The following is a 21,173-nucleotide window of genomic DNA, read 5'->3' on the forward strand; positions in this document are numbered from 1 at the left end:
TTTGTACGTCTACTTTTTTTATCATGTCTACTGTTATCATGCCAACTTCAACCGATACTTCAGCAAGTTTTACCCATGGCAATGCACCACTTGCCGATGGCGAAACCATGACTGACAATAACCCTATACTTGCCTATCACGCTATGATTGATTTACCCAATACTGCCCAACAAAATGCCGCTGCCACAACCCCAGCTTATGTTACCCCGCCTTATGTATTATGGTTTCGTAACTTTGCGCCCTATATCAACACCCATCGTGGCAAGACCTTTGTCATTATGTTCAATGGCGAAGCGGTCAATCACGACAATTTTAGCCATTTGATTCATGATTTTGCGCTGCTACATAGTCTTGGCATTAAGCTCGTACTCGTCCACGGTGCGCGTCCGCAAATTGATGCCAATCTTGCCGAGAACCATATCGAAACACCGATGGCGGATGATGTGCGCATCACTACAAAAGAAGCCATGCCGTATATCCTAAAAGCTGTTGGCTCAATTCGCCTGCAAATTGAAGCGCAGCTATCGATGGGACTTGCCAACTCGCCGATGTATGGCTCTCGTATTGATGCCATCTCAGGCAACTTCGTCACCGCCCGCCCTTACGGTATCCGTAATGGCATCGATTATCAATTTACTGGGGAAGTGCGCGCGATTGATGCCGAAGCCATCCACAACAATTTAATCCATGATCATGTGGTAATTTTGGGTAGTATGGGCTATTCTGCGACCGGCGAAGTATTTAACCTGCTGGCTGAAGATGTGGCGCTACAAGCCGCGATTAGTCTAAAAGCGGATAAATTAATTTTCTTGGGTGAGCAAACAGGTATCTATAAAGATGGCACTCACCTGCTTAAAGAAATGATTCCGCATGAAGTGACACGCTTCTTACGGGATGTTCCTGAAAGCTCAGAAATCGCGCGTTTCTTACGGGCAGCCAGCGATGCTTGTCAATACGGCATCCACCGTACCCATATCATCTCCTATGCCAAAGATGGTGCACTACTTGAAGAGTTATTTACCCGTGACGGCTCAGGGACGCTAATCTCCCATGACCCGTATGAAGAAATTCGCCGTGCCGATATCGATGATGTGGTAGGTTTGATTGAACTGCTAGAGCCACTCGAAGAACAAGGTATTTTGGTCCGTCGTTCACGTGAGGGTTTAGAGAGCGATATCGAAAACTTTAGCGTGATTGAGCGTGATGGCATGGTATTAGGCTGCGCGGCTTTATACCCACTCAACGACCAAGCCGCGGAAGTGGCTTGTGTGGCTGTCCATCCCGATTATCGCAATGGTAGCCGTGGTGCAGATTTAATAGCATTCTTAGAGCAACAAGCGCGTAGCCGCGGCCTCCATGAACTCTATGTATTGACTACTCGCACCGCGCATTGGTTTGTCGAGCAGGGGTTTATGGAAGTCCCTGCTGAATCGCTACCTGCTGACCGCTATGCCTTTTATGACAATACTCGCAATTCTAAAGTATTAAAAAAGGTGCTTTAAAGGTACGCTTTTCAAGCCCTCATATAAAAAACGCTCAATAGGAATATGAGCGTTTTTTTATAGCCAACTGGAGAAAACTTCTTAAAGTTTGACGGGTTGGGTCACAGGTGGATTGACTTGTAACAGCTCAATATCAAAAATCAACACGCTATTGGGTTCGATATCGGCATTGCCTGCTTCGCCATACCCCAAATTAGCGGGGATAAACAGCCGGTATTTACCCCCTTCTTTCATCAACTGTAACCCTTCTGTCCAACCTTTAATCACTTGGTTGAGTGGGAAAGTCACAGGTTCGCCACGTTTATAAGAGCTGTCAAAAATGGTACCGTCAATCAAGCGACCTTCGTAGTGGACTTTGACTTTGTCCGTCGCTTTAGGCGATTTGCCTCTCCCTTGTGTTAGCACTTGGTATTGTAGACCCGACGCGGTAGTCTTCACGCCTGATTTTTTGCCGTTTTCTAGCAAGAACTGTTTGCCTTTTGCTGCATTACTAGCTGCTAACGCTTGTACTTCTTTGGCATAGGCAATTTCTTTGTTTTTTTGATAGTCTAGCAATACTTTTTGCATTTGTTTTTTGTCAAGATTGGGCGACTGCGCTAAGTATGCATCCCGAAATCCCTGAAAAAACGCATCAAGATTTAAGTCATCAATACTGTCTTTGTTGCTCTCACCCATTAGATAGCCAAAGCTATAGCCGACTTGTGCCAATGCTGGGCTAGTTGCCGTCACTGTGGACTTTGGTACATACACAGAGGACGCAACTTTGTTTGTGCCAGTGCTGGCGGGTGCGGCATTTGCACTGATTGACGTAACTGCTAATAGCATGCCAGTAGCGATGCCAGTCACTAAACTTACTTTTTTATATCCTAAACTCATTGGGATGTTCCTTTGCCATCGTGTCGATGAGTAGGGCGAGCGAACTCGATAGTTACGCTTGCCCGGCTGATTGAGATCACCTATCTGACGCCAACCCCACCTATTGAGCAGGTTGAGAAGCTGACTGCATGGATTCAATTTGTTGTTGTAGTTGGGCTTGGATATCTGCTGCGGCAGGCTGTGCGGCATCAGCCGGTGGGTTGACTTTTAGCAAATCAACATCAAAAATGAGCACACTATTTGGCTCAATACCACCTTGGGGGGCGCCTTGCTCACCGTAAGCGAGTTTTGATGGAATGTAGAAGCGATATTTGCCGCCTTCTTTCATTAACTGTAAGCCTTCGGTCCAACCTGGGATAACTTGGTTAAGCGGGAATACCGCAGGCTGACCGCCATGCTGTGCGGTGCTATCAAACACTTTACCGTCTAACAATTTACCTTCATATTGTACCGCTACGATATCTGTGGCTTTTGGCTGCGCGCCGGTACCTTCTTTGAGCACTTCATACTGTAAGCCAGACGCGGTGGTTTTGACACCCGCTTTTTTAGCGTTTTGCGCTAGGAAAGCCTCGCCTTTGGTTTGGTTGTCTTGTAGGCGTTTTTGGATTTGATTTTGCTCATAGGTTTGTACCGCTTTAATCATTTCTTCACGGGTCATGGTCGATTCTTTACCATTAAAACCGTCATTGATACCTTGATTGATATCAGCAGGATTGAGGTCTTTGGCGTCTTTTTTGACGTTTTGACCCATCATATAACCTAGGCTATAACCTACCTTTGCCACTTCACTGCTTTGGGCATTGATAGCGGCTGAATTACCCGCCAACTGACGGCTACCGATGGCGGCTACTTGTGGGTCGTTGCCAAAACTTTTGATAAAAACGGGTGATAATGCCAAAGCACCTAACACAACTGCTGCCAATACGGGAACTGTATTATTGCTCATAAAATTTCCTATCTGATATGTCCAATTAAGGTCTAATAACTATTAAAAAATCGTCTCAAAATTGTATCTATCATAGCAGAAATAGTTTGTAAAACCTATGGCATCGTCAGCTTTAGGTTTTTTTGTGGGCAAATAGCGGCGATAGCAAAACGGTCTTTACCTCGATACCCTTTTATTGACCGTATCGGCAGCAGAAGGACTTTCATACCGCATTTTTACCCTTTTTTTACCCTATCAGCCCGCTAATGATAAATGGGATGAATGTGACAGCAGGCTTGTTAAGCCGTTGGCATAAAGCTACCTTAACTAAAAGTAGCTCAACATAAAAACAGCATGAGAAATTTATGGGGTAGCTAAGACAGTTAGCCATGCAAATCTTGTAACGGCTGTGACATTTTCTCAAAGTATTTGCCTTTGACGCCGCGATAGTTTTCTAAAATTTTGGGTAAATCGGCGTCATAGTCGCCTGTTGGGTAAAACAAGGGCATAAAGCGCATTTGTTTGGTGTTATAGTCCATCGCAATCGGTAAAATGGGTACGCCTGCCCCTACGGCAATATGATAAAACCCTGTTTTCCATTTTTCGGTATAACTGCGTGTCCCTTCAGGTGCCAACCCTAACCAAAGCTGCTCTTGTTGTTTAAACTGCTCCAAAGTCGCCTGCAAAGTCGAGCCTTTTTTCTGACGGTCAATTGAGATCATACCGCCCCACTTTAAAAAAGGCCCGATGAGGGGGAGACGAAACAACTCTTTTTTGCCCATGAGTTTGACATCAATGCCAAGCGTTAAAATACCCATCACCGCGTTCCAACCGTCTTCGTTTGAGGTGTGAGGGGCAGCGAGCATCACTAGTTGTTTGACATCAGGTACGTCACCGACCACTTGCCAACCTGTTATTTTTAAGTATTTTGCGGCAAGTTTGGCGATTTTTGGGTCATGACGGCGCGGCACGTTAGACCCAAATTGGCTAGGGTCTACTGGCGTTTGGTTGATATCCATGAATATACTCTTTGAGATACTAGATTGAATTAAAATACTAGGCTAAAATTTTCAGTTTACATTAGTTCACTGAAATTAGCAAATTTGTTGATTGAAGAGAGTTATAACAAACTTTTGGGCTGAAGGATGATAATACTTGCACCCAACAATATTACCAAACCGCCAATGCTGTCCCAGTGCGTCAGAGAAACGCCATCGACAAATTTTAGCCATACCAAAGCCGTCGCGATATAGATGCCACCATATGCGGCATACACTCGCCCTGTCGCGGTGGGATGAAGGGTCAATAACCATACGAACACGGCGAGCGTGATGGTCATAGGTACAATGAGCCAAAGCGGTTTGTGCTGTTTGAGCATCAGATAGCCAAGATAACAACTGACAATCTCGGCAATGGCGGTGATAAAGAATAAAAGCAGGGTAATCAACAGTTTAGTCATATTCGCGGATTTGCCCCATGTTAGATGTTAGGCTGAAGGAGAAAGTTGATAAATCGCATCACGAGCGTCATTTTCTTTTGAAAAGTCTAACGCGTCATAGGATTTATCTACTTGATAATGTTTAAACGTATCAGATAGCCATACACTGTCAAAAGTACACGCTATCAGTGTAAGCTTAACGTCAATCATTTTTGCCTAGCCATTAAACCCCAATTTCCGCCAAATCGCCTTTTTGCTCAAGCCATACTTTACGGTCGCTGGCGCGTTTTTTGGCAAGCAGCATATCCATCACGCTATCGGTCGCAGTTGGGTCATCAAGGTCTAGCTGCACCAAACGTCGCGTATCAGGATTCATCGTGGTTTCACGTAGCTGTTCGGCACTCATCTCGCCCAAACCTTTAAAACGGGTAATTTGCGGCTTTTTATTTTTTGCCACTTTTTTCAAGATTTGCTCAAGCTCGTCATTATCAAGGGCGTACTCCACATCTTTGCCAATATCAATGCGGTATAGTGGTGGCATAGCGACATACAAATGCCCTGCATCAACGACCGCTTTAAAGTGTTTGACAAACAGCGCACACAGCAATGTGGCAATATGCAGTCCATCCGAATCGGCATCCGCCAAAATACAGATTTTATCATAACGCAGTTCGCTCAAGTCGTCCGAATCAGGATCAACGCCAATGGCAATGGCAATGTTGTGGATTTCTTCACTGGCAAGCACCGTATCGGGTGACACTTCCCATGTGTTCAAAATCTTGCCTCGCAGGGGCATAATGGCTTGGAAGTGACGGTCACGGGCTTGTTTTGCCGAGCCACCTGCCGAATCCCCTTCCACCAAAAACAGCTCTGCGCCATCTCGCAAATCACCGCGACAATCCGCCAATTTGCCTGGCAGTGCAGGTCCTTGGGTGATTTTTTTACGCTCAACTTTTTTGGCAGATTTGAGCCGTTTGCCTGCTTTATTAATCGCCAATTCAGCGATTTGTTTGGCAATCTCCGAGTGTTGGTTGAGCCACAGGCTAAAGCCATCTTTGGCAAAGGCTTGTACCACGCCCGCCGCTTCTCGGCTCGATAAGCGCTCTTTGGTCTGTCCGCTAAATTGCGGTTCGGAGAATTTTAGCGATAAAATATAATTGACCCCATCCCACACATCTTCAGGAGCGAGTTTGACGTTGCGCGGCAGTAGATTGTGCAGTTCACAAAATTCTTTTAACGCGTCAGTAATGCCTGTGCGTAGTCCATTGACGTGGGTGCCACCTTGTGCTGTAGGAATCAAGTTAACGTAGCTTTCTTGCACAGGCGTACCACCCTCGCTAAGCCAACAAATGGCAAAGCTTAACCCTGCTCGTTCGCCTTTTTTGGCGTCGTAATTAAACACGAATGGCTGTTCTGGGAGAATGATTTCTTCGACCAGTTGCTCGGTGAGATATTGCGATAGCCCATCGGTAAATTGCCAAACGTCTTTATCGCCGTCAATGTCATTGATAAAAGTGATGGTCAGCCCTGCCGATAACACGGCTTTGGCTTTAAGATGGTGTTTGAGTTGTTTAATGTTAAATTTTGGTGAATCAAAGTATGTTTCATTGACCCAAAATCGCACCAACGTACCGCGTTTTTTCTTGTTAGAAGACGGCGCAACCGCCAGCGGGGCAACGGCATTGCCATCGACAAATTGCATGGTGAATGCTTCGCCATTTCGCCACACAGTGACATCGACTTTGTGCGACAAAGCATTGACGACTGAAATCCCCACGCCATGCAGACCGCCTGAGACTTGGTAGTTGTCGGTAGAAAATTTACCGCCTGCGTGTAGGCGTGTCAAAATCAGTTCAATCCCCGATTGGTTAAATTCGGGGTGAATGTCGGTCGGCATGCCACGTCCGTCATCTTCGACTGACAGAGAGCCGTCGGTGTGTAGAATGACAGTAATGTTTTTGGCGTGACCTGCAAGCGCTTCGTCCACCGAGTTGTCGATGACTTCTTGGGCAAGGTGGTTGGGGCGGGTGGTGTCAGTGTACATACCAGGACGACGGCGTACCGGGTCAAGACCTTCTAATACTTCAAGTGATGTGGATGTGTAACTACTCATAACAACCTTAATTTTTTAAAATTTTAAATGATTCATAACAAATACAAATAGTAGATATAGCTAGTGATATGACGCAAACCCATTTTCTAGGTTAATGCTTGAACTTTTGACCAACATTTTTTATTTAATCAACGGCAAGCCGAACAAGAACAGTATGATTTGCGGTAGTTTGGTTTCAAAATCACTCATCACATGGTCGCCACCCTCTTCCACAATGATATGGCTTTGGGCATTGCTTTTTTCCAAAGCGCTTTGACTAAAATAATTGACCGCATCTTGGAAATTAAGCAACTCATCGCCTTTTTTCAAGATTACCAATAAATTCTGCGGATTGAGCGATTGTTCGGGGCGATTTGCTACCAGCCACTCAATATCTTTTTTACTAATATGCCAACCATCGGGGGTCACGTGACCGATATAATCATCGGGCAAACCGTCAAAATCTTCCCCAAAAAAACGCTTGAGACTTGTGCCACTGTGCACACTTGGATTGAGCAATACCGTTTTTTTACCTGTCAAATTTGCCAAAATATTGCCATAAAATCCACCGAGCGAACTACCGACCAAACCTGTATTCGGGTCTTTGGCAATAATTTCTTGGATTAAAGCAATCGACTCGTTGGGTGAACGATTCAAGTCGGGCGCAACGACATGAATTTGTGGAAAATTTTTGGCACAAAAATCTTTGAGTTTTTGCGCTTTTTCGGCGTTTGGATTACTATCAAGTCCGTGAATATACACAATTTGCATGGTTTTCTCGCTATTTTTTAATTATAGTAAATTATCATATCGACTGTGGTTGATTTGGCCAACATTTAATCTTAGCATTGCTTGGCTAAAATAGCCATGATGCGAGGTTTCAACACGTTAAAATTTGTCGTGTTAGTTAGATAGCCGTAGTTGAAGGTACGTTTTTGCCTGTGTTATTTGATTTTCAGTCCAGTTAACCCTATCTCTGCATAGGTGGATTACTTGTCCATTTGCATGGCGTAGTCAGGAGTTATCACCGCGATGGAGCAGCAAGAGTTATTTGAGATTGCCAGTCCTTGTATTCAAGTCTGCGAGCTTGATAAACAGGGGTATTGTAAAGGCTGTTTGCGCAATCGTACCGAGCGTGACCTTTGGCTTATGATGAATGACTCCCAAAAGCGGCAAGTACTTAAGTTATTGACTATCCGACGACTCAAACGACTGCGTGCCGAGCGTTTGGCGCACCAAACCCCCACTCAAACTGCGCAAGAAGATGAGATAAATTTGACATTGTTTGAAGATAATGAAAATAATGTTGGCGACTAATTGATTAATTGATCGTAATGTCTACTAAAAAAAATTAGGTTGAATGCATGAATAGTTCTTGGTTTAAGCAGGTTTGGCGACTTGCATTAACAGCGATTACGGTATTGATTTTTTTCATGGCAATTCGTGCGCTTTACCGTTTGACCAAAACTGTGCACTATCAAGACGTTCTAGACGCTATCGCGCATATTCCTACTTTCCATCTTATTATCGCCGCCATCGTGGTGGCTTTTGGTTATTTAGTACTCACCATTTATGATTTTATTGCACTACGCCAAATCGGCAAAAAACTTGATTACCCGCATGTCGCCCTCACCTCTTTTACCGCTTATGCCATTAGCCACACCATTGGGCTCAATCTTGTCACCGCGAGTGGTATCCGTTATCGTAACTATCGCCGTTTTAATCTGAGTCATAATGAAATTGCCAACATCGTCTGGATGGTGTCAATGGCATTTACCTTTGGTATTACCACGTTGATTGGGGCGTCTTTGACTAGCCATCCTGATATTACCATTCAACTATTATCCGAACTGGATAAATCCCTTGGCATCTTTGAGCATACTTTCTATGTACGGATGCTTGGCATCATCATGTTAATCGTTATTGCAGCGATTATTGTGTACGCTGGCAGGCAAGGCAAACATGTGGTGATTCGGGGTTGGCGTTTTGACTTACCGCCCGCCAAAATTGTGCTGCAACAGATTGCGATTGCCATTTTAGATTTAAGTACCGTGGCATTGGTACTATACTTACTATTGCCGCCTTCTGAGCATATCAGTTATTGGGCGACCTTTTCTGCGTTTATTCAATCAATGGCAATCGGTATTTTAAGTCATGTCCCTGGGGGATTGGGCGTATTTGAAGTGGTTATGATTACGGCTTTGCCCAAAGTCGATCGGACGCAGATGCTGGCAGTATTATTGATTTTTAGATTACTGTATTACATCATGCCATTTTTGGTTGCCTTACTGGCATTATTGGCATATGAGGCAAAGCTATATTTGAGTGAAAACTCTGACAAAAAAAAATAACCTTTTACATTGTTAACACTTTGCATCAAACAAACATGTTTTCATATCGTAAAAGGTTATTTTAAGCATGTTTGGTATGATCATACCAGATTAAATAGACCTGTTAAATCGACCTATCTTATCACTTTAGTGTTTAAACTTTTCGGCTAATAAAGGCGATAATAAATAAAATCACTGCTACTGCCAAGAACACATATGCCAAGTTTGCCGATAAACCTGCGACACCACCAAACCCTAAGAAACTAGCAATGAGTGCGATTACCGCAAAAATAATAGCCCAACGAAACATGATAATTCTCCTTTTTTATTGTTTTAAATGTCCTGTTTTTGCACTTAGAAATTTTGCATTAGACACTTTGCATTTTAGTTGTTAAAGCCTGTTAACCTATGCTTTATTGCATGAGTACATATTAAAATAATTCTATAGCGTTGTAACGAGCACTTTTGTAAGGTTTGTGGCTTTCTCATAGCCTGTGTATAACAAAGTGCAAAAAAAACCATGCATGGTTAATGATGTTCATGCTTCTGGTAAGCATTAGTAAGTATTGCAATGCTGTGTTAATGTAGCTGTAGCTTGCATTGACAATCTCACTGATTGTTAACGCCACCGAATGACTTCCTTAATGGCATTAGGATTTGTTTACGTATTCTCAACATTTTGTCCCTAATCCTTACATTGTTGCGGCCGATGATTGTTTTATAATGGCATCTAGGCTTTTAGTATTCCCTTAACAGTGATTCTCTTTATAATACTGTCATATTTGGGAATTATACTAACTACCTATATAACTATAGAATAACTATAGACACAAGTATAGCAATCAACAATGAGGAAAAAATTATGAAAAAGTTAGCCACAACACTTACTGCATTAGTCATAGCAACAGGTCTTACCGTGAGTGCCCAAGCAGCGACTAAAGTAACAACTACGACCAAATCGACTACCACACACAAAAACGTCGCATCGGCAAAAGCAAAACCGCAAAAAGCGACGCAAAAATCCACAAAAGCCTCAAAAAATACTCACAGTACCAAAGCTTCAGCCAAGGCTAAAAAAGGCAGCAAAGCAACGCCAAGAACCAGTGAAGTAAACATTGATATCCCAGCTGACCTAAAAATCGACGAAAGCACTAACAAATCTGTTGCGCCAAGAGCACCTATGAATGCTCAACCCAATCCTGTAGTTGTGGTCCCTGTAGTAAAAGTTATCCCAAAAGGGCCTGCGGTTCAAGCAGTCACCGTTAAACCTATTGACGACAATACAGCGATTGCCTCAACAACGACGACCGTACCCGTTGACGTACAAACTGTACCTGTTGTAGTAAACCCATAATCGCTAATTGTTAAACGATTTTTATAAAAAAAGATGCCTGTGTGGCATCTTTTTTTTGTGGATTATTAGCTAATTAGTGTATTGATTATTTGGACAATAAAGAAGACACGCTTGATACCCTTTTTTTATTGTTCCTTTTTTATTGTTATATCGCTCAAAATCTTTAACAACTTTTAGCGATGATAAGCGTATTTGGGATCCGCTGCTGCAGTGAATAACACGTCCGTTGATGAGTTGAGTGCTGTCTCAACCGAGTCTTGTATTACCCCAATAATAAAGCCAATTGCGACTACCTGCATGGCAATGGTGTCAGGAATATTAAAGAAACTACAGGCCAATGGTATCAATAGCAATGACCCCCCTGCAACACCCGATGCCCCCGCCGCAGCTAAGGTAGATACCACCGCTAACAACAGCGCAGACCCGAAGTCCACGTGAATACCTAATGTATGTGCCGCTGCCAATGTCATGACATTGATGGTAATCGCCGCCCCTGCCATATTAATGGTGGCACCTAGTGGAATAGTGATTGAATAAGTATCTTCATGCAAACCTAACTTATGCGCAAGGTTTAGATTCACAGGAATATTGGCGGCTGAACTGCGAGTAAAGAAGGCGGTGATGCCACTTTCTTTAAGACAGGTAAACACCAGTGGATAGGGATTTTTGCGGGTTTTGACAAACACAATCAATGGGTTTACAACCAACGCGATAAATGCCATAGAGCCGACCAACACTGCTAACAAACGGGCATAACTTAATAACACCGACAGACCAGTTTCAGCGATGGTTTGTGTCACCAAGCCAAACACGCCCAATGGCGCAAACCAAATTACCCATTTGACCACGCTTGAGACCGCCTCCGCCAAATCGTTAATCATTTGCTTGGTATTGTCTGAGGCATGGCGCAAGGCAAGACCCAAAATCGCCGCCCACGATAACACGCCCATGTAGTTAGCATTGACGATTGATTTGACGGGATTTTCCACCATGTTGGTCAAGAGTACTTTTATCACTTCTGCTAAGGATGACGGTGGCGTCTGACTGACTTCACTAGCTTTTAAAATCAATTCGGTTGGGAATAAAAAGCTTGCTACGACGGCTGTCAAAGCTGCCAAGAACGTACCTGCCATATACAGCACCAAGGTTGAGCGGACATTGACCTGAGTGCCTGATTTATGCTGACTGATAGCGGCAATGATTAAGATAAACACCAACAACGGTGCAATCGCTTTTAACGCACCGACAAACAACGCACCCAAAATTGAGATGGTTTGCGCCACACTCATGGATAAACCGCCGATGATAGTCGGATTGGCTAATGAACCGACTAAAATACCAAGTATCAGCCCTATCACAATCAAAGGCACCAACCCCACGCGCTGATACGCTTGGATAAGCTTTAACATAATAACCTCTTAATATTTCACCGCAAAAATGGCTGATATATTAACATTTTTTAACAATTTGCATAAATTATTTTTAAAATCGTCAACTTGTCAACTTAACTCTATCAAAGTGTTGGGTAGAGAGGTTATCGGATTTGAAAAACTTGGATGGCAGGTGCGCTGTTGGTTGCTAGTGATTGTAATTGTGCTTGATAAACGCGGTATTTTTGACGACCACTTTCAACCTGTTCGGGGGCAGCGTCGATAACTTCTAGCAGGCGGCTAGCTTGGGTATCTACAATCGCCTCATTGGTGAGATTGATGACGACGCCATCAAATTGGGTGACAAGTTCGATATTATCGGTAAGTACCACACTGGCAGGGAGTTTTTGGTGATAAAAGGCATCAAGTTGCTGGATAATTTGGTGGGGAATAAACGCCACATCACTCAATGACCATAGTCGGTCATCAAGTGGGGGTAATAGCTCGGATGCTGCCACTACGATAATGCTATCATCGCTTTTGGCTAGCACGGTTGAAATCAGCTGGCAGACAAACGCCAGCTGTTTTTTTTGCGGGGACAAAATATAAAAACTAATTTGCGAGGCCATCATTAGGGGTCAGCGTCCTATCACCTAGACTGCATCTTGGGCAGCTTGGCGATAAAGATAATGCATCAATAACGGTACTGGACGACCTGTTGCGGTTGGCTCTTTACCCGACTGCCATGCCGTCCCTGCGATATCCAAGTGCGCCCAAGGGATATCTTCAACAAACTTGGATAAAAAACACGCCGCTGTGACTGACCCTGCTGGCATACCACCAATGTTTTGCATATCTGCCATGTTGGATTTAAGCTGCTCTTGGTAGTCATCATCCAGTGGCATGTGCCAAACACGGTCATACGCTGATTCGCTAGCTTGTTCAAGCTCAAAAATCACATCTTCATTGTTACTGTATAAACCTGAGCGCACATAACCCAGCGCCACGATACACGCCCCCGTCAAGGTTGCCATGTCAATAATCACTTTTGGCTGATAGCGCTGCACATATACCAAGGTGTCACAAAGTACCAAACGACCTTCTGCATCAGTATTGAGGATTTCCACGGTTTTACCATTCATGGCGGTGACGATATCACCAGGGCGAGTCGCTGTTCCTGATGGCATATTCTCCGCACAAGCGAGTGCGCCAACGACTTGTAGCGGTAGACGCGCTTCACATAGCGCTTTAATCATGCCCATGACTGCCGCTGCACCGCCCATGTCGTATTTCATCTCGCCCATGCCCAGACCTGGTTTGAGTGAGATACCACCACTGTCAAAGGTGATGCCTTTACCTACAAGTACAATCGGTTGCTCTAGGCTTGATTTTTTGCCTTTGGTTTTGCTGTTTTTGTCTTTTTTGGCGGCTTTGCCATTGTACTCAAGTAATACTAGCTTAGCTTCATGTGCGGAGCCGCGAGCGACTGCCAAAAAGCAGTTCATCCCTAATTGCTGCATGTCTTTTTCACCCAGTACTTTTACCGTCAATAGCTCTGGGTATTGATTTGCCAAGTTTTGCGCTTGCTGTGCAAGATAGGCAGGGAAACACACATTCGGTGGCTGATTTGCTAAATCTTTGGTGAGTGATTGGCCTTGCGCAGTCGCCTGCTGCAGCTGTAGCAGGGTGTCAAACGCGGCTTGGTTGTCTGCGCTGACCAATAAGGTCACGTCTTTTAGCGTCGGTTTATCCGCTTTTTGCGATTTATAAATATCAAAGGTATAGCTTTGATTTAGCAGGGCTAATGCTAGCTGACCAAAACTCACTTCATCAATACTATCGCCTAAACTAATCACGGCAGATTTGGTAAGACGGCTCAAACTTGCATAAATTGCTTTGGCAATTTTTTGCAGGCTACCGCCGTTTAATTTGTCTTGACTGCCCACGCCAACCAACAATAAACCCGTATTGTTGTCAGCGCCATAACTGATGGCGGTGTCGGCAAGCTTACCCTTAAAACGACTCGCTTCAATTAGGCTACTGACAGCGGTTTGTAGCTCACTCGTTAGTTGCCCCATAGTTTGGCTATTGTCATCTACCAATACCACGTGATAGCTATTCTTGACCGTTTTTTTAAGCGCGGTCGCTAGTGTCAATGTCAAACTCATTTAAGCTCCTTAATTATTGTCATCAAGAAATAACTATTATCATAGCATACCTATTATCGTATTTGGGTTATAGCATTTGGCTTATAATATTGGGCGATGGGATAGCAGGCGTCATTGTGTAGGGTAGAATGCGGTTGTAAAAAGTCTTTGTAAAAAATGGCTTTGATAAAGCGGCTGTAAAAAGTGGTGGTGAAAAGTCATTGTGAAATGTTACCTTACAGTATTCATATTCATAATCTGTCGGTGACGCGCTAAAATAGCCGATTAACAGATGCGCCGAATGGTATGATGTCGTACAATATTGGCATTTACTTCCCTAGCTGTTTGAATTGATTAATTTTTGAGTAATATTAGGTGGTTACTTGTGATATTACGACGCTATATGACGCAACAAGTCGCCGCTAATACTGCGATTGTGCTGTTATTTCTGATGGCGCTGATGCTTGGCGGTCGCTTAATCCGCTATTTTGGTATCGCTGCAGAAGGCAGGCTGGATGTGGGTTTGCTATTTGCTATTATTGGCTATAACATTCCAACCTTTCTTGAGCTGATTTTACCGCTGTCATTTTTTATCGCACTGATGCTCGTGCTCGGTCGTATGTACGTGGATCAGGAGATGAGCGTCCTGTTTGCCAGTGGCATCAGTCGTGGCCGTTTGACACGTTTGATGATTCCGCTCATTGCTGGGTTATTTGTATTTCAGATGGGGATTAGTCTTTGGGCAAAACCATGGGGACTGTCTAACAGTAAGCAGATTTGGCAAACCCAGTCGCTCGGTAGTTTGCTCGATTTAGTGCGTCCAAAAACCTTTATCAGCAGTGGTAACTATCACCTGTATGTCGATGAGTTTGATAAAGAAAAACGTGAACTCAAAAATCTATACGTGGTGCAACAGCAAACCGACAAAAGCGGCAAAATCGCCAAAAACGATGTTATCATCACGGCCACGCGCGCCTATCAAGTACCCAGTAAAGACACGGATAGCTCAATGCAGCTAGATTTGTTTCAGGGTCGTCGCTATGAGCTTGGCACCAATAACGCCAACTATAACCAAGCCAGTTTTGAAAAATATCGCATTACCCTAGAAAAACCTGCCAGTGAAAAAATTACCGAAACCAATGTCGAAACCCAAACTACTGCCAAACTGCTCGCCAATACCCAAAAACCCGAAGTCAAAGCCGAGCTGGGCTATCGCTTGACCATGCCGTGGCTGATTATCATTGCGGCGATGCTTGCTACCCCGCTTGCTCAGGTGCGTCCCCGTCAAGGACGCTGGCTTCGTCTGTTACCTTCAGTGCTCATATTTGCTAGCTGTGCGATTAGTATCATTTCACTACGCACTGCCATTGGTAAAGAGCGCATTAGTGAGTACGCGTATATTTGGCTAATCGTTGGTTTTATCGCATTTGCATTGTTGTTAAATTGGCAAAGCCGCGTGGTACATCGTGTCCGCTATCGTCGCCACAGTCGTCAGTTGTCCGCAGGCGGTCAGTCATGATTTTATCTCGTTACGTTAAAAAACAAGCGCTTTTTGCCATGACAGGCGCCATTATTGGTCTTTGGCTACTTAAAGTCGTCTTTGATTATCTGGCAGAGTTGCAGGATCTTAATGATCATTACAATTATTTAGATGCCTTGCGTTTTATTGCCTATAGTGCACCCAGTGATTTACTCGACTATATGCCATTTGGCACGCTATTAGGTGCAGTGGTAGGTCTAGGCTTGCTTGCCAACACCAGTGAGCTGACGGTGATTCAAGCGGCAGGTATCAGCCGCTTTAAAATAGTCGGTTGGGTGATGCAACCAGCGATTCTTTTTGTCATTATCGGTCTATTACTTGGCCAGTATGTAGTGCCAACTAGCAATCAGTTAGCGCACCAAGTCAAACATGACAAGCCTTTGCTATCAAGTGCCATCAATGGTTATTGGGACAAACAAGCCAACCGCATCATCAATATTGACTATGCTAATACCAAAGGCGAGCTCAAAAATATCAAAGTTTGGCAGCTAGACGACAACGCCCATATCCAACAAGTGCTGCAGGCCGATACCGGCAGCTTTGTCAGTCAAAATACCGCCGATAAGACATCGGGCTGGCAGCTGCAACAAATCAAACAATTGACCATCGCCGCCGATGGACACAGTCAATTAACTACCATCCCGACTATGACGCTGCAATTACCCATTGAGCCGTCAGCGATTTATCTGTTAACACGCAGCCCTGATAACATGTCAGTGACCGAATTATGGCAGCACCAACAGCTCTTAGCCAAAGACAAACGCCGCTCGCTTGAGCATGAAGTTGCCTTTTGGAAAAAGCTATTGGCGCCTTTTGCCATGTTATCGCTAGTATTGGTTGCTTGTTCATTTGTATTTGGCTCCTTGCGTAACCAAAGCTTGGGCTATCGCATTGTGATTGCTCTGCTCTTTGGCTTGGTATTTAGTTATTTGCAAGATTTGGTCGGTTTTGTCAGTCTAAGCACGGGATTTTCACCGTTTTTTATGGTGCTGTTACCGATTATTGGCAGTGCCGCGCTTGGCGTGTATTTAATTAGAAATAAAAACTGATATGTCTGCTGATTTATTGACTGACCCACGTGTCGAAGCCCATCCGTTTGGTAACTTCTTTTTTGCTGATACCAAAGTTTTGATGATGGGTACCATGCCGCCCACACCTGACAAATGGTGCATGGCATTTCATTACCCCAATTTTTATAATGATATGTGGCGTATCATGGGCAAGGTGTTTTTTGATGATATCGATTATTTTCGAGTCGGTGACGAAAAACGCTTTGATGCCGAAAAAATTAAAGCATTTTTACAGGCTTATAACATCGGTGAATGTCCCTCAGTCACTCATGTCATCCGCGAAAAAGGCAATGCGGCTGACGAACATTTAACCGTGGTGGCTACGATTGATTTGGGTAAAGTTTTGGCACAGCTTGAGCAGGTCAAGTGGATTTACACCACTGGTGGCAAAGCCACAGAAGTGCTGATAGCGCTGGTGAACCAAAGTATTAGCGACCCCGCGTCACCCTATTTTGATCCCAGCCAAACACCCTATAAACTGCCAAAAACCAATCAGTTTCTTGAAGTTAACGCTTTTGGGCGAACATTTGGTATTTATCGGTTGCCATCGACCTCGCGCGCTTACCCGCAAAGCTTGGAGAAAAAAGTAGCCGCTTATCGCGCGTTTTTTATCTTGGCAGGAATATTGCCCGCAAGCGACAGCTAGCATAATCGACAGCTAGCACAATCGACAGCTAGCAAATGATAAGCAAGCTGCCATGACACAATTGATATAGTCCCTGTGCTTGCCCTACTTTATACTCTTGTCTAATGACGAATAATCAATGCTGACAGTCAACGCTTACAGTTAATGCTTACAATCATCATTTCAAAACACACCGTATAAAATCAAGGCATGGGAGCCGATACATGGCCAACACCGCACCACCAATCTTGCTTGTCATCGCAGTTATCAGCATGATTGGTTGTGAGCAATCTGATTCTCAGCAGCCAGCACCCCCAACGGCTGCTAGCGCGAGCGCGCCCCAAGAATTTGATGATAAGCCATTGCCCCAAGTATTAGACACACAGGCAATCAATAAAAACATGCTTACCGTCAGTCAACTGGCACAAGGTTATGTGATGCCCGCCTCAAGTACCATCAATGACTATCAAGAAGCGTATTTTACTGTCATCAAGCAGCCGAGCATCGATACGGCTGCAGCCAGTGAGCCAACCGCCCTCAATCAATTTGACTATATACCCATCTCGCCTGATATGATTTTTGTCAAAGCTATGCTGAGTCATTTTGATGAAACCATCGCGCTTGCCAGTATTGAGCAGCGATACGGCAAAAATCCTGAACTGCTAGGTTTAGCCCAAGACATTATTAGCTCACGCCAAAATGAATCACAAATATTACAGAATTGGCTTGCCATGCAACTGATTCAAAACACCGCGGACCCTAATCAGCCGATGGCAGATAGTGTGGCAGCGCAGCAAGAAATCGATAGCATTATCGATGATATGCAGCAAGAAATGGTGGACACGGTCATGACTAAAAATGCCGACCAAGCATTTGCTCAAACCGTGCTGATTCATCATAAAGGCGCGATTGCGTTCTCACAAGTGGTTGCCAAATATGGTAACGATGACAAAGTGCGTAGCCTTACCAATACCCTAATCGATACCCAACAAGCCGAAATTCAACTTCTACAAAATTGGCTCCGTAACCACGGTTATGCCCAATAATCGTTTGCTGTAGCAAATAAAAAGGGCGGATTATCACACTATAACCTGCCCTTTTTTAGCATTAAATTCACCTAGTTGATGTTGGCTAACTTGATGTCTGCTAGCTGTCATCCACATCATGAACCATTCGCGTGAGCGTGATTTGCCGCTGTAACTGCCGAAGCGGTCTTAGCTCATCAAGCAGCGATAGTATCAAGCCAATCGCTTGCGGACTAGCGTCAAAATCGCGGCGTAGGCGTGAGGCAAGGCGCACCGTTGTCAATTGTGCGCTATTAAAATAGGGCTGGCTGTCGATGGCAGGCGTTTCAGCATAAATAATATCTTCATCTATTAGCGCTAATACCCAGCTTTTATCCCAACTACTCGCCATAATCAAATCATCTAAGGTTAACCGTAACGATAAATCCATATTGGTGGTTTGAGCCATGTTGCACTCCTGTTGTGTGTCTATAGTTATGTTTGGTGCTTGTTTGTCATTTTTTTTATTGTACTGCCTATTTTATTGCTTAGTTATCAATAGAGCTTAATTATCAATGGATTAGCGCGTTGGGACAAACGAGGCAAATGCCGATTTGAACGCTTCAAACGCTTGGATATCTGCGTCTGTATCGATTTTTGGCAACACGATATTTAAACTTAAATATAAATCACCGGCTTCTTTGGCTGGGATACCTTTGCCTTTAAGGCGAAGATTGGTACCAGTACGGCTATTTTTTGGTACATTGACATTGACCTTGCCAGCAGGCGTGTTGACCGTGATTTGACCGCCCATAGCTGCTTCCCAAGGCGCCACGTCTACCGTTTGGAAAACGTCTTTGCCTTCTACACGGATATTGTCTGGGTGATTAAATTTAATTTTTAGGTACAAATCGCCATTATCACCGCCATACGGGCTTGGATTGCCTTGTTTTGCCAAGCGAATTTGTTGCCCTTCGGCAATACCTTTGGGGATTTTGACTTCAATAGTCTTGGTTTGATAATCCAGCCCTGTCGCGGTTTGCACGGGTAAATTTAGGCTGATTTTACGGGTATCGCCTTCATAAGTGGCTTTTAAATCAATTGATAACTCGGCGTGCTGATCGTCGCCTTTGGTCGAGCGTTGCGACTGTCTACCACCAAATCCGTCTGCAAACCCGCCTGCACTGCCCCCAAATGTTGAGAAAATATCATCAAATCTAAAGCTACCCGCGCCTTGTGACTGACGACCGCCCGCCCCACCGCCAAACTGACGGAGGATTTCATCCAAATCCGCTTGGCTCATATTGGCATTAAAGCCCTGACCGCCCCCCATACCGCCAAAGCCTTGACCCATATAAGGATTGTCGAGCATCAGATCGTATTGGGCGCGTTTTTCAGCGTCCTTGAGCGTTTCATAGGCGTTATTGATTTCACCCATTTTGGCGTCGGCATCGGGTGAGTCGTTGATATCAGGGTGATATTGTCGTACCAGTTTGCGATAGGCTTTTTTAATATCTGCTTCACTGGCTTTTTTATCGACGCCTAAAATGTCATAATAGTTTTTTTCTGCCATTATTGTTGTCCTTAAAATTTTGCAAATAGTGCTATTTGCGCAGCAATGTGATGATATTAATATAATGGCTATTTTGGCATTTTTCAAAACTTCTTTGGTAATTGACGATGATGAGCGCCAAGTGATATCAGCGCTTAATCGAAGTTTTGGGCTTTTTTTGACAACAGGATAACAGATGACAAAGGTTGCATTGTTAGATTATGGCATGGGTAATTTACATTCGGCGGGTAAAGCCTTGACGGCAGTGGGCGCTGATGTGTCTATCACGCGTGACCCTGCGGTGATTGCGGCAGCGGACAAAATCGTCTTCCCTGGCGTAGGGGCAATGCGCGACTGTATGGCAGAGATGCAGGCAGCAGGAATCGCTGATGCTGTCAAAACGGCTGTATTTAATAAGCCTGTAATGGCGATTTGTGTCGGAATGCAGGCGTTGTTTGAGCGCTCAGAAGAAAATGACGGGGTAGACTGTCTAGGGGTACTGGGTGGTGACGTCAAACGCTTTGATGATCATTGGCTAGATGACAAAAACGAACGCATTAAAGTGCCGCATATGGGCTGGAATACTGTTACCCATATGGATTTGGCGCATCCGCTATGGCAAGGGATTGAAGATAATACCCATTTTTATTTTGTGCATAGTTTTTATTGTGTGCCGTCTGATACTTCGATTGTGGCGGCAACCTGTGATTATGGCGTCGAGTTTTGTGCCAGTGTGATTAAAGATAATTTGTTTGCGACCCAGTTTCACCCCGAAAAAAGCCATACTGCAGGATTGCAGCTATTGAAGAATTTTGTGGAGTGGAGAATCTAGTAGCTTTTTTTCAAGATTTCTCGCAACGTGACAATGGTCATTTTGGTTGTCTTATCCAAAACAGGTTTATCAAATAACGGTGAATAGCTACTGGCTTCAGTTGGACTGCCTGATAGTTGCGGATGTAATTTATTTTTGCAAGCTTGGGATGTCGGTAGTGCTGCCTGTTTTAACACCTCTAACAACATTCCTTCAAGGCACAATGGCTCAGATTGCAGTAGGATAAAATTTTTCTCTTTAGCGGTTTTGGTGTCTTTTGCTTCAATCGCTACATCTGAATCCATCAAAATATAGATATAATCAAACGCTCGGTGTTGGGTCTGTTTGACTGTATATTTGATGACGTCATGCGGTGAGCCACCTCCTGCAAAGTCTAGCGTAACTTTTTTACCTGACAACCGATTATCATAAATCGACTTCATGTGTTGCAAGAATGCTTGCTCATGCTCGCCTTCACCCACGATAATTAAGGTGGTTTGTTGTTGATTGCGTATTTTTTTCTTCGCCATGCCTATC

At 44.2% G+C, this 21,173-nt stretch carries 22 protein-coding genes; 9 read left to right on the forward strand and 13 right to left on the reverse strand.

Features of this window, described 5'->3' with window-relative positions:
* Window positions 1–143: 143 nt before the first annotated feature.
* Window positions 144–1,502, forward strand: coding sequence for an amino-acid N-acetyltransferase (gene argA, locus RTS09_RS06515; RefSeq protein WP_096489580.1), 1,359 nt, complete (start codon window positions 144–146; stop codon window positions 1,500–1,502).
* 81 nt (window positions 1,503–1,583) lie between these two features.
* Here the strand turns inward: argA and RTS09_RS06520 are convergent, their stop codons facing one another.
* From RTS09_RS06520 to RTS09_RS06545, 6 genes are all read right to left on the reverse strand, one after another.
* Complete coding sequence (locus RTS09_RS06520; protein WP_312535391.1) at window positions 1,584–2,378, reverse strand: BamJ family beta-barrel-assembly machinery protein; 795 nt, start codon at window positions 2,376–2,378, stop codon at window positions 1,584–1,586.
* Between the two features lie 100 nt (window positions 2,379–2,478).
* Window positions 2,479–3,324 (reverse strand): BamJ family beta-barrel-assembly machinery protein, encoded by an 846-nt coding sequence (locus tag RTS09_RS06525; protein ID WP_050325169.1) that lies wholly within the window; start codon window positions 3,322–3,324, stop codon window positions 2,479–2,481.
* Between the two features lie 362 nt (window positions 3,325–3,686).
* Entirely contained in the window at window positions 3,687–4,322 is a 636-nt protein-coding gene (locus tag RTS09_RS06530) for a lysophospholipid acyltransferase family protein (protein WP_312535393.1), read from the reverse strand.
* Window positions 4,323–4,423: 101 nt separating this feature from the next.
* The gene (locus RTS09_RS06535; RefSeq protein WP_065253566.1) at window positions 4,424–4,762 is read right to left on the reverse strand and encodes a YnfA family protein; all 339 of its coding nucleotides are present in this window, start codon (window positions 4,760–4,762) and stop codon (window positions 4,424–4,426) included.
* Window positions 4,763–4,964: 202 nt separating this feature from the next.
* Entirely contained in the window at window positions 4,965–6,854 is a 1,890-nt protein-coding gene (parE, locus tag RTS09_RS06540) for a DNA topoisomerase IV subunit B (protein WP_312535396.1), read from the reverse strand.
* A gap of 120 nt (window positions 6,855–6,974) precedes the next feature.
* Complete coding sequence (locus RTS09_RS06545; protein WP_144918679.1) at window positions 6,975–7,604, reverse strand: YqiA/YcfP family alpha/beta fold hydrolase; 630 nt, start codon at window positions 7,602–7,604, stop codon at window positions 6,975–6,977.
* Between the two features lie 261 nt (window positions 7,605–7,865).
* Between RTS09_RS06545 and RTS09_RS06550 the strand changes: the two genes are divergently transcribed.
* Complete coding sequence (locus RTS09_RS06550; protein ID WP_312385996.1) at window positions 7,866–8,150, forward strand: DUF1289 domain-containing protein; 285 nt, start codon at window positions 7,866–7,868, stop codon at window positions 8,148–8,150.
* Window positions 8,151–8,197: 47 nt separating this feature from the next.
* The gene (locus tag RTS09_RS06555; RefSeq protein ID WP_312535402.1) at window positions 8,198–9,184 is read left to right on the forward strand and encodes a putative bifunctional lysylphosphatidylglycerol flippase/synthetase; all 987 of its coding nucleotides are present in this window, start codon (window positions 8,198–8,200) and stop codon (window positions 9,182–9,184) included.
* Window positions 9,185–9,317: 133 nt separating this feature from the next.
* Here the strand turns inward: RTS09_RS06555 and RTS09_RS06560 are convergent, their stop codons facing one another.
* Window positions 9,318–9,473, reverse strand: a complete 156-nt coding sequence (locus tag RTS09_RS06560; RefSeq protein WP_007115844.1) for a DUF1328 domain-containing protein — start codon at window positions 9,471–9,473, stop codon at window positions 9,318–9,320.
* A gap of 552 nt (window positions 9,474–10,025) precedes the next feature.
* Between RTS09_RS06560 and RTS09_RS06565 the strand changes: the two genes are divergently transcribed.
* Entirely contained in the window at window positions 10,026–10,517 is a 492-nt protein-coding gene (locus RTS09_RS06565) for a hypothetical protein (RefSeq protein ID WP_312535405.1), read from the forward strand.
* A gap of 173 nt (window positions 10,518–10,690) precedes the next feature.
* Here RTS09_RS06565 and sstT read toward each other — a convergent pair whose 3' ends face one another.
* The 3 genes from sstT to RTS09_RS06580 all read right to left on the reverse strand — a co-directional run bounded on the left by sstT (window position 10,691) and on the right by RTS09_RS06580 (window position 14,055).
* Window positions 10,691–11,926, reverse strand: coding sequence for a serine/threonine transporter SstT (sstT, locus tag RTS09_RS06570; RefSeq protein ID WP_312522219.1), 1,236 nt, complete (start codon window positions 11,924–11,926; stop codon window positions 10,691–10,693).
* A 125-nt stretch (window positions 11,927–12,051) separates the two neighbouring features.
* Complete coding sequence (locus tag RTS09_RS06575; protein WP_312522221.1) at window positions 12,052–12,519, reverse strand: DNA polymerase III subunit chi; 468 nt, start codon at window positions 12,517–12,519, stop codon at window positions 12,052–12,054.
* Between the two features lie 21 nt (window positions 12,520–12,540).
* Window positions 12,541–14,055: a leucyl aminopeptidase gene (locus RTS09_RS06580; RefSeq protein WP_312522223.1), complete on the reverse strand. Its 1,515-nt coding sequence runs from the start codon at window positions 14,053–14,055 to the stop codon at window positions 12,541–12,543.
* Between the two features lie 382 nt (window positions 14,056–14,437).
* Between RTS09_RS06580 and lptF the strand changes: the two genes are divergently transcribed.
* The 4 genes from lptF to RTS09_RS06600 all read left to right on the forward strand — a co-directional run bounded on the left by lptF (window position 14,438) and on the right by RTS09_RS06600 (window position 18,315).
* Window positions 14,438–15,553 (forward strand): LPS export ABC transporter permease LptF, encoded by a 1,116-nt coding sequence (gene lptF, locus RTS09_RS06585; RefSeq protein WP_409418377.1) that lies wholly within the window; start codon window positions 14,438–14,440, stop codon window positions 15,551–15,553.
* The gene (gene lptG / locus RTS09_RS06590; RefSeq protein WP_312535411.1) at window positions 15,550–16,623 is read left to right on the forward strand and encodes an LPS export ABC transporter permease LptG; all 1,074 of its coding nucleotides are present in this window, start codon (window positions 15,550–15,552) and stop codon (window positions 16,621–16,623) included. Before lptF ends, lptG begins: the two co-directional genes overlap by 4 nt.
* A 1-nt stretch (window position 16,624) precedes the next feature.
* Complete coding sequence (locus tag RTS09_RS06595; RefSeq protein ID WP_312535413.1) at window positions 16,625–17,290, forward strand: DNA glycosylase; 666 nt, start codon at window positions 16,625–16,627, stop codon at window positions 17,288–17,290.
* A gap of 203 nt (window positions 17,291–17,493) precedes the next feature.
* Window positions 17,494–18,315, forward strand: coding sequence for a DUF305 domain-containing protein (locus tag RTS09_RS06600; protein WP_312535415.1), 822 nt, complete (start codon window positions 17,494–17,496; stop codon window positions 18,313–18,315).
* Between the two features lie 100 nt (window positions 18,316–18,415).
* Here RTS09_RS06600 and RTS09_RS06605 read toward each other — a convergent pair whose 3' ends face one another.
* Together RTS09_RS06605 and RTS09_RS06610 are read right to left on the reverse strand one after the other, a co-directional pair.
* Window positions 18,416–18,742: a chaperone modulator CbpM gene (locus RTS09_RS06605; RefSeq protein WP_312535418.1), complete on the reverse strand. Its 327-nt coding sequence runs from the start codon at window positions 18,740–18,742 to the stop codon at window positions 18,416–18,418.
* A gap of 111 nt (window positions 18,743–18,853) precedes the next feature.
* Window positions 18,854–19,846, reverse strand: a complete 993-nt coding sequence (locus RTS09_RS06610; RefSeq protein ID WP_312535420.1) for a DnaJ C-terminal domain-containing protein — start codon at window positions 19,844–19,846, stop codon at window positions 18,854–18,856.
* 175 nt (window positions 19,847–20,021) lie between these two features.
* Here RTS09_RS06610 and hisH point away from each other — a divergent pair, with 175 nt between their 5' ends.
* Window positions 20,022–20,657: an imidazole glycerol phosphate synthase subunit HisH gene (gene hisH, locus RTS09_RS06615; protein WP_312535421.1), complete on the forward strand. Its 636-nt coding sequence runs from the start codon at window positions 20,022–20,024 to the stop codon at window positions 20,655–20,657.
* Here the strand turns inward: hisH and RTS09_RS06620 are convergent.
* The gene (locus tag RTS09_RS06620; RefSeq protein WP_060995377.1) at window positions 20,654–21,166 is read right to left on the reverse strand and encodes an OLD family protein; all 513 of its coding nucleotides are present in this window, start codon (window positions 21,164–21,166) and stop codon (window positions 20,654–20,656) included. The two genes, hisH and RTS09_RS06620, sit on opposite strands and share 4 nt — an antisense overlap.
* Window positions 21,167–21,173: the final 7 nt, after the last annotated feature.

Origin of the sequence: Moraxella sp. CTOTU47618, assembly GCF_032017425.1 — a bacterium.
GTDB lineage: Bacteria > Pseudomonadota > Gammaproteobacteria > Pseudomonadales > Moraxellaceae > Faucicola > Faucicola tetraodonis.

Coding starts and splice junctions, on each gene's coding strand:
- RTS09_RS06520 (WP_312535391.1), bottom strand. CDS start 2,378: ATGAGTTTAGGATATAAAAAAGTAAGTTTAGTGACTGGCATCGCTACT.
- RTS09_RS06605 (WP_312535418.1), bottom strand. CDS start 18,742: ATGGCTCAAACCACCAATATGGATTTATCGTTACGGTTAACCTTAGAT.
- RTS09_RS06525 (WP_050325169.1), bottom strand. CDS start 3,324: ATGAGCAATAATACAGTTCCCGTATTGGCAGCAGTTGTGTTAGGTGCT.
- RTS09_RS06595 (WP_312535413.1), top strand. CDS start 16,625: ATGTCTGCTGATTTATTGACTGACCCACGTGTCGAAGCCCATCCGTTT.
- RTS09_RS06565 (WP_312535405.1), top strand. CDS start 10,026: ATGAAAAAGTTAGCCACAACACTTACTGCATTAGTCATAGCAACAGGT.
- RTS09_RS06555 (WP_312535402.1), top strand. CDS start 8,198: ATGAATAGTTCTTGGTTTAAGCAGGTTTGGCGACTTGCATTAACAGCG.
- RTS09_RS06550 (WP_312385996.1), top strand. CDS start 7,866: ATGGAGCAGCAAGAGTTATTTGAGATTGCCAGTCCTTGTATTCAAGTC.
- RTS09_RS06610 (WP_312535420.1), bottom strand. CDS start 19,846: ATGGCAGAAAAAAACTATTATGACATTTTAGGCGTCGATAAAAAAGCC.
- parE (WP_312535396.1), bottom strand. CDS start 6,854: ATGAGTAGTTACACATCCACATCACTTGAAGTATTAGAAGGTCTTGAC.
- RTS09_RS06575 (WP_312522221.1), bottom strand. CDS start 12,519: ATGATGGCCTCGCAAATTAGTTTTTATATTTTGTCCCCGCAAAAAAAA.
- hisH (WP_312535421.1), top strand. CDS start 20,022: ATGACAAAGGTTGCATTGTTAGATTATGGCATGGGTAATTTACATTCG.
- lptF (WP_409418377.1), top strand. CDS start 14,438: ATGACGCAACAAGTCGCCGCTAATACTGCGATTGTGCTGTTATTTCTG.
- RTS09_RS06620 (WP_060995377.1), bottom strand. CDS start 21,166: ATGGCGAAGAAAAAAATACGCAATCAACAACAAACCACCTTAATTATC.
- RTS09_RS06535 (WP_065253566.1), bottom strand. CDS start 4,762: ATGACTAAACTGTTGATTACCCTGCTTTTATTCTTTATCACCGCCATT.
- lptG (WP_312535411.1), top strand. CDS start 15,550: ATGATTTTATCTCGTTACGTTAAAAAACAAGCGCTTTTTGCCATGACA.
- RTS09_RS06580 (WP_312522223.1), bottom strand. CDS start 14,055: ATGAGTTTGACATTGACACTAGCGACCGCGCTTAAAAAAACGGTCAAG.
- RTS09_RS06545 (WP_144918679.1), bottom strand. CDS start 7,604: ATGCAAATTGTGTATATTCACGGACTTGATAGTAATCCAAACGCCGAA.
- RTS09_RS06530 (WP_312535393.1), bottom strand. CDS start 4,322: ATGGATATCAACCAAACGCCAGTAGACCCTAGCCAATTTGGGTCTAAC.
- sstT (WP_312522219.1), bottom strand. CDS start 11,926: ATGTTAAAGCTTATCCAAGCGTATCAGCGCGTGGGGTTGGTGCCTTTG.
- RTS09_RS06560 (WP_007115844.1), bottom strand. CDS start 9,473: ATGTTTCGTTGGGCTATTATTTTTGCGGTAATCGCACTCATTGCTAGT.
- argA (WP_096489580.1), top strand. CDS start 144: ATGATTGATTTACCCAATACTGCCCAACAAAATGCCGCTGCCACAACC.
- RTS09_RS06600 (WP_312535415.1), top strand. CDS start 17,494: ATGGCCAACACCGCACCACCAATCTTGCTTGTCATCGCAGTTATCAGC.